This window comes from Bradyrhizobium genomosp. I (2014), from assembly GCF_000261685.1.
Taxonomy (GTDB): Bacteria; Pseudomonadota; Alphaproteobacteria; order Rhizobiales; family Xanthobacteraceae; genus Bradyrhizobium.
In genome coordinates this window covers 22240-29757 of sequence record NZ_AJQE01000138.1, presented here as the reverse complement: position 1 = coordinate 29757, position 7518 = coordinate 22240, and the positions used below count along the sequence as shown (strand labels likewise).

7 protein-coding genes are annotated in these 7518 nt (G+C 66.0%); 6 read left to right on the top strand and 1 reads right to left on the bottom strand.

The features are described from left to right. A partial coding sequence (gene mnmA, locus IC50_RS13200; protein WP_035704889.1) for a tRNA 2-thiouridine(34) synthase MnmA occupies positions 1–719 on the bottom strand: 719 nt, incomplete at its 3' end. A 349-nt stretch (positions 720–1068) separates the two neighbouring features. Between mnmA and IC50_RS13195 the strand changes: the two genes are divergently transcribed. The 6 genes from IC50_RS13195 (at position 1069) to IC50_RS13170 (ending at position 7515) form a co-directional block, all read left to right on the top strand. Beyond that, positions 1069–2691: a flagellar hook-length control protein FliK gene (locus IC50_RS13195; RefSeq protein ID WP_035704887.1), complete on the top strand. Its 1623-nt coding sequence runs from the start codon at positions 1069–1071 to the stop codon at positions 2689–2691. Positions 2692–2704: 13 nt separating this feature from the next. Continuing rightward, entirely contained in the window at positions 2705–3412 is a 708-nt protein-coding gene (locus IC50_RS13190) for a flagellar hook assembly protein FlgD (protein WP_035704886.1), read from the top strand. A gap of 278 nt (positions 3413–3690) precedes the next feature. Beyond that, positions 3691–3966 (top strand): CtrA inhibitor SciP, encoded by a 276-nt coding sequence (gene sciP / locus IC50_RS13185; protein ID WP_002714638.1) that lies wholly within the window; start codon positions 3691–3693, stop codon positions 3964–3966. A 181-nt stretch (positions 3967–4147) separates the two neighbouring features. Beyond that, entirely contained in the window at positions 4148–5761 is a 1614-nt protein-coding gene (fliF, locus tag IC50_RS13180; protein WP_035704884.1) for a flagellar basal-body MS-ring/collar protein FliF, read from the top strand. 36 nt (positions 5762–5797) lie between these two features. Continuing rightward, on the top strand, positions 5798–6892 hold the full coding sequence (gene fliG, locus IC50_RS13175; RefSeq protein ID WP_035704881.1) for a flagellar motor switch protein FliG: 1095 nt from the start codon (positions 5798–5800) through the stop codon (positions 6890–6892). Then, complete coding sequence (locus tag IC50_RS13170) at positions 6892–7515, top strand: FliH/SctL family protein (protein ID WP_035704878.1); 624 nt, start codon at positions 6892–6894, stop codon at positions 7513–7515. The genes fliG and IC50_RS13170 overlap by 1 nt, the downstream gene beginning before the upstream one ends. Positions 7516–7518: the final 3 nt, after the last annotated feature.

Sequence of the window (7518 nt, the reverse complement as noted above, 5' to 3'; positions counted from 1 at the left end):
CGTCCGTCGAGATCGACGATGTCGCCGGGGTCCATCGCGTTCGGCCGCAGGCGCGTGATGATGTCGGTGTAGCGTCCCGTCGGCACGAAGCAGATGTCCTGGCTGTCGTGCTTGTCGGCGACCGCGAGACCGAAGCGGCGCGCCAGTTCGCGCGTCTGCGGCTTGGTCATGTCGCCGAGCGGAAAGCGCAGGAAGTCGAGCTGCTCGCGCGTGGTCGCGAACAGGAAATAGCTCTGGTCGCGGTCGCTATCGGCCGCGCAGACCAGCGCGCGCGAGCCGTCGCCGAGACGGCGCGAGGCGACGTAATGGCCGGTGGCGAGCGCGTGCGCCCCGAGCTCACGCGCGGTCTTCAAGAGGTCGCGAAACTTGACCGAACGGTTGCACTCGATGCACGGCACCGGCGTCTCGCCAAGCGCATAGGAGTCGGCAAAATTGTCGATGACGGACTCGCGAAAGCGGTCCTCGTAGTCGAGCACGTAGTGGGGAATGCCGAGCTTGGCCGCGACGTCGCGCGCGTCGTGGATGTCCTGGCCGGCACAGCAGGCGCCCTTGCGGTGGGTCGCCGCGCCATGGTCGTAGAGCTGCAGCGTGATGCCGACGACGTCATAGCCTTCAGCCTTCAAGAGCGCAGCCGTCGTCGAGGAATCGACGCCGCCCGACATGGCGACGACGACCCTGGTGTCCTCGGGACGGCCTTCGAGATCCAGACTGTTGAGCATGGGCCTTAAAGCGTTGTGACGGCGGCGTAGCGCGATCCGCGATTGCTGTGCCTTCTCGCGGGACATCGGCGATCCCCGGAACTCTGGTTCCCGAAGAGCACGACTGCCCAAGTCGAAAGCGGCTGAGAGTAACCTCTTTAATATAGGCGGCATTCCGGTGAAGCAATCACGCGGGCAGCCAGCTTGGGGCAATTCTTGCCGGGGCGGCAGAAATGGCGGGGCCGCGGCGGGCCGGCCGGCAGCGGCCTCGGAACATCAAGACATTGATTATATTGGATAAATTTACAAAGAGGGGCGCTGGCCCACTCCTTGCTACCCCTTGTCCGAAGTTGCTTCCAAGGGGTCGCCTGTGGTTGGTCGTACGTCAGATGTCGTGGCAAGCGTGCAAGTCCAGAGCGCGCAGCAGAAGCCTGCCCGGTCGCAAGCCCCGAAGGACACGCCCGCGAACGAGGCTTTCGGCTCGCTGGTCGACAGCAACACCCAGGCGATCAACAACAATGCGCAGGCCCAGGACACGGCGCCGCGCCGGAGCGATTCCGCGTCATCGTCCCCGGCGTCCGACCGGCGTCGGCGCGACACCTCTTCCACGGACCAGCCCTCGCAGAGCAAGGCGAGCGACGCCACCGACACGTCTGCGCCAGCGAAGAATGACGACAGCGAGGCGACAAGCGATCCGTCCAAGGACGCCGGCAAGATCAAGGACAAGTCCGAGACATCGGACGCCAAATCGGCGGACAAGTCCGACGACACCAAGGGCGACAAGTCCGACGGGACCGACGCCCCGACCGCCGCAGTCGATCCGGCTGCCGCCGCGCCGGCCGATGCGGCGCAGACCGCCGTGCCCGATCCCGGCGTCATCGTCGGCGCGCCCGTCGTGGCGGCCGATCCGAATGCGGCTGCGAGCCAGGCCGGCGATGCCGCCGCCTCGCCGCTGACGATCGCCGCGGCAGGTCTCGCCGCCCGTGCCTCCACTGCGGCGCAGATCGCCGGCACCAGGACCGATACCGCCACCGCAGGCGACAAGAGCGCCAAGGCCGCGGGCGCCGAGGTCGATGCCGACACCACGACGACGCTCGGCGAGACCGCGACCGGCACGAGCGAGGCGACCGCGACCGGTGTGAAGGCCAATGGCGGACTGATCGCCACCGCCAGTCAGGGCACGCCGAAGACCTCGTTCAAGGACGCCGCCACGGCGCAGACCCAGACCGACGTCTCGAATATCGGCCAGGACACCGGCAAGGCGAACGCGGCCGCGACGCAAGCCCCGGGCGCAGCGACCCTCGACGCCGCCGCGCATCCGCAGGCCGCCAAGCCGCAAGGAGATGGCGGAGCAGCCGACGCCAAGGCCGTCGCCACCGAGCGCACCGCGGATGCGGCCTCTGGCGCGCCGGCAACGCAGGCTCATGCGGGAACGCACGCGAACGCCGCCTCGACCGACACCAGCGCGCAAGCCGCCTCCGCCGTGCAGGCGCCGCTGACCAACACCACCTCAGCCGCGACGGCATCGACGGCGACGCTGACCGCGACCGCGGCAACTCATGCGGCCGTGCCGATCAGCGGCATCCCGATCGAGATCGCGGCCGCGATACGCGCCGGCAAGTCCCGGTTCGACATCAGCCTCGATCCGGCCGAGCTCGGCCGCATCGACGTGCGCATCAACGTCGACCGCAACGGCCAGGTCACCTCGCATCTCACGGTGGAGAAGCCGGAGACGCTGCAAATGCTGCGTCAGGACGCGCCGCAATTGCAGCGCGCGCTCGATGATGCCGGCTTCAAGACCGGCAGCAACGGGCTGTCCTTCAGCCTGCGCGACCAGAATTCATCGGGCCAGAACTCCGGCCAGAACAACGACAATGGCGGCAATGCCCGCCGGCTGATCATCAGCGAGGACGACACCGTTGCTGCCGCGCCCGTCGGGCGCGGCTACGGCCGCATGCTCGGATCGAGCAGCGGCGTCGACATCAGAGTGTGAGGAGTATTCGACGATGACCACCACGAATGCCGCCACCGCCCCGACGCCCGTCTCCGGAACGACCGACATCCCGAAATCCTCCTCGTCGAGCTCGATGAGCTCGACCACGGGCTCGACGCTCGCCGGCAACTTCCAGACCTTCCTGACGCTGCTGACGACGCAGCTGCAGAACCAGAACCCGCTGGATCCGCTCGACACCAACCAGTTCACCCAGCAGCTGGTGCAGTTCGCCGGCGTCGAGCAGCAGCTCAAGACCAACGATTCGCTGGCCCAGCTCGTCACGCTCCAGCAGACCACGCAGGCGACCCAGGCGCTGGGCTTCGTCGGCAAGACCGCCCTGGTGGACGGCTCGACGACGAGCATGACGAACTCGGCGGCGATCTGGCATCTCAACGTGCCGACCGACTCCACCGTCGAGATCTCTATCGCCAATTCCAGCGGCCAGACCGTGTTTAACGGCAAATACACCGCCTCCGCCGGCACCGACATTCCCTTCACCTGGAACGGCATGGGCAATGACGGCACGCAATGGCCCGACGGCAAATACACGATCTCGGCCACGGGCAAGGACGTCGCGAACAACAATGTCGGCATCGCCGCGCAGGTGCAGGGCGTGGTGTCGTCGGTCGACCTGACCCAGTCGCCGCCGCTGCTCACCATCGACGGCGCCAGCTACACGCTGAGCCAGGTCAAGAGCATCATCGCGACAAGCGCCTATTGAGGGCGGAGCGCCTCTCCCCAGCGGGGTGTTCAGACCGGGGAGAGGTGGATCAGAGTTGGGGGCTCGCGTCGAGCCCGCAAGAGTCGTTCTGCGTTAGTAAAGTATTTACCTTCTGCCCGCTTGGCCCGCCGGAATCGCGTCTCCCGCCGGCCGAGGCGGCCGCGTTCCCGCAAGTTTCAACGAGAATTGTATTGAAGCCTTAGGCTTAGCGGATTTTTAAGTCGCGGAGCGTACGGTTACGGACGTGAGTTCAGTGGTTGAGAGTTTGTGAGTACGCCATGACAGAACCCCATCGCCCGAGGGTAAAATACGTCATCGGGCCGGACGGCAGTCCGCTGACGATCGCGGATCTGCCTGCACCCGGCACCAAACGCTGGGTCATCCGCCGCAAGGCCGAAGTCGTCGCCGCTGTCCGTGGCGGACTTCTCTCCCTTGAGGAGGCCTGCAGCCGTTATACCCTGACGGTCGACGAATTCCTCTCCTGGCAGTTTTCCATCGACCAGCACGGTCTGGCGGGTCTTCGCACCACCCGCATCCAGCAATATCGCCAGTAGGCGATCCGGAAATCTGCGGCTTTTGACGAAAATCGGCCTCGCCCAGCGAGGCCGATTTTTTTCATGATGCACTTTTGTCCTACCTCTTAACTTCCGTTAACCATATCGAAACCATCCCCTAGGCAATAATTGCCCAGTCGGCCTTTCCGGTGAAAGCAGCCGAATCTGTTGGGGCGGTTGCTTGCAAGGGCTTGCGGACTTTCTGAAGAGCATCGGTGCCGCCCGGTTCGGGGCCATGATCGCGGTCACCGCCGCGCTCATCGGCTTCTTCGCCTTCGTCATCATGCGCGTCACCACGCCGCAGATGACGACGCTGTTCACCGATCTCAGCGTCGAGGATTCCTCGAGCATCATCAAGGACCTGGAGCGCCAGGGCATCCAGTTCGAAATCCGCAACGAGGGCTCCATCATCATGGTGCCCAAGGACAAGGTCACGCGGCTGCGGATGAAGCTCGCCGAGGGCGGCCTGCCCAAGGGCGGCGGCGTCGGCTATGAAGTGTTCGACAAGTCGGACGCGCTCGGCACCACCTCCTTCGTCCAGAACATCAATCATCTCCGCGCGCTGGAAGGCGAGCTCGCCCGCACCATCCGCGCCATCGACCGCATCCAGGCCGCCCGCGTCCATCTGGTGCTGCCCGAGCGACCGCTGTTTGCGCGCGAGGCGCCGGAGCCGTCGGCCTCGATCGTGGTGCGCGTCCGCGGCACGCTGGAAGCCCAGCAGATCCGCGCCATCCGCCACCTCGTCGCCTCCGCCGTCAACGGGCTGAAGCCGCAGCGGGTCTCGATCGTCGACGAGGCCGGCCAGCTGCTCGCCGACGGCGCTGCGACCGATCCCGAGCAGGCGGTCGGCGACGAGCGCCGCATCGCCTTCGAAAAGCGGCTGCGCAAGCAGGTCGAGGACATCGTCTCCTCCGTGGTCGGTTCGGGTCGCGCCCGCGTCCAGCTCTCCGCCGATTTCGACTTCAACAAGGTCACCCAGACCTCGGACAAGTTCGACCCTGAAGGCCGCGTGCTGCGCTCGAGCCAGACCCGGGAAGAGCAGAGCATGACCGCGGACAACAACGGCCAGGTCACCGTCAACAACGAGCTGCCCGGCAACCAGCAGAACAACGCCGCCGCCCCGAAGGATCAGAGCAAGAAGACCGAAGAGACCAACAACTACGAGATCTCCCGCACCACCAAGACCGAGGTGACCGAAGCCGGCCGGGTCAACCGCATCTCGGTCGCGGTGCTGGTCGACGGCATCTACACCAAGAACGACAAGGGCGAGCTGGCCTATCAGGACCGTACCAAGGAGCAGCTCGAAAGCATCGCCACCCTGGTGCGCTCGGCGATCGGCTTCGACCAGAAGCGCGGCGACCAGGTCGAGGTCGTGAATCTGCGCTTTGCCGACGCGCCTTCCACCGCGCCGATCGGCGAGCCCTCGGGCTTCCTCGGCATGCTCCAGTTCACCAAGGACGACGTCATGTACTTCGTCGAGCTGGGCGTGATGATGCTGCTCGGCCTGGTCGTGCTGTTCCTGGTGATCCGCCCGCTGGTCAAGCGCATCCTCGCCTCCGACGAGGTCGCCGCCGCCATCTCCGGCGTGCTGACGGGCCCCGCCGCTTCGGAAGAGGCCGCGCCGGCCGCCGGCCAGCCGCTGCTGCCCAGCGGCGCAGCCAGCGCAATCGACGTCGCTACCATCCAGGGCCAGGTCCACGCCCAGTCCGTTCATCGCGTCGGCGAGCTGGCCGAGCGCAACCCCAACGAAACCGTCGCCATCATCCGCCAGTGGCTGACCGAACCCGCGAAATGACCAAGCCAAGCAAAGTGAATCAAGAAGTGATCTGACATGGCCGCCTCCCTGCAAAACGCCAACTCCAACGACATCACCAGCGTGATCTCCACGCTCGGCCAGCGCGCCGGCAGCCGGGCCGGCGGCGCCAAGACCGACGGTCTGGCCGGCCCGAAGCGTGCCGCGATCCTGATGCTGGCACTCGGCGAGCAATATGGCGGCAAGATCTGGGGCCTGCTCGACGACGACGAGGTGCGCCAGCTCTCGCTCGAGATGTCGACGCTCGGCACCGTCGAGGTCGATACGGTCGAGGACATGCTGCTCGAATTCGTTTCGCGCATGTCCGCCTCGGGCGCGCTGATGGGCAATTTCGACGCCACCGAGCGCCTGCTCCAGCAGTACCTGCCGCCGGAGCGCGTCAACGGCATCATGGACGAGATCCGCGGTCCGGCGGGGCGCAACATGTGGGAGAAGCTCTCCAACGTGCAGGAAGAGGTTCTCGCCAACTATCTCAAGAACGAATACCCGCAGACCATCGCCGTGGTGCTGTCGAAGCTGAAGTCGGAGCACGCCGCCCGCGTGCTCGGCATCCTGCCCGAGGAGCTCGCGCTCGACGTCGTCAACCGCATGCTGAAGATGGAGGCGGTGCAGAAGGAGGTGATCGAGAGCGTGGAGAAGACGCTGCGCACCGAATTCATGTCCAACCTGTCGCAGACCCGCCGTCGCGACGCTCACGAGGTGATGGCGGAAATCTTCAACAATTTCGACCGCCAGACCGAAACCCGTTTCATCACTTCGCTGGAAGAGGACAACCGTGAATCGGCCGAGCGCATCAAGGCGCTGATGTTCACCTTCGACGACCTCGTGAAGCTCGATTCCGGCTCCGCCCAGACCCTGATGCGCAACGTCGACAAGGACAAGCTCGGCGTCGCGCTCAAGAGCGCCAACGAGGACGTCCGCAACTTCTTCTTCGGCAACATGTCCTCGCGCGCAGCCAAGATGCTCCAGGACGACATGGCGGCGATGGGCCCGGTACGCCTGCGCGACGTCGACGAAGCGCAGGCGCTTCTGGTCAATCTCGCCAAGGACCTCGCCGCCAAGGGCGAGATCATGCTGACCAAGAACCGCGCCGACGACGAACTGGTGTACTGATGGCCGCTCCGGCAAAATTCCTGTTCGATACCGACTTCGCGGCGCCCGAGCGAACGACGCGCGAGAAGGCCGCGACGGCGGCCGAGATCGCCCAGAAGGTCGCGGAAGCCGAGGCGCGCGCCTACCAGGAGGGCTTTGCCGCCGGCCAGCGCGAGGCCAAGGCCGAGAGCGACCGCCGCGTCGCGCTCGCCATGGAGGAGATCAACATCGCAATTCGGGGCGTCGCTTCCGGCATCAGCAACATCGAGACAAAGATGGAGACCGAGGCGGTCGAGGTCGCGGTCGCGGTGGCGCGCAAGCTGTGCGCCGACCTGGTCGCCGCCGAGCCGCTCGGCGAGGTCGCCGCCCTGGTCAAGGACTGCTTCTCGCATCTGGTCGCGACGCCGCATCTCGTCGTCCGCATCAACGACGCTCTCTACGATGCCGCGCGCGAAAAGATCGAGCGGCTCGCAAAGCAGAGCGGCTTCGAGGGCCGGCTGGTGATCCTGGCCGAGCCCGAAATCGCCACCGGCGACTGCCGGATCGAATGGGCCGATGGCGGCGTCGTGCTGGAGCGCGGCGCCATCATGGCCAGGATCGACGACATGGTCGGACGCTATATCGCGTCCCGCAGGGGGAGCTAAGCC

Bases quoted from the DNA above. Each gene is read 5' to 3' on its own strand.
- sciP (WP_002714638.1), top strand. From the start codon at position 3,691: ATGACAGAACCCCATCGCCCGAGGGTAAAATACGTCATCGGGCCGGAC.
- IC50_RS13170 (WP_035704878.1), top strand. From the start codon at position 6,892: ATGGCCGCTCCGGCAAAATTCCTGTTCGATACCGACTTCGCGGCGCCC.
- fliG (WP_035704881.1), top strand. From the start codon at position 5,798: ATGGCCGCCTCCCTGCAAAACGCCAACTCCAACGACATCACCAGCGTG.
- IC50_RS13190 (WP_035704886.1), top strand. From the start codon at position 2,705: ATGACCACCACGAATGCCGCCACCGCCCCGACGCCCGTCTCCGGAACG.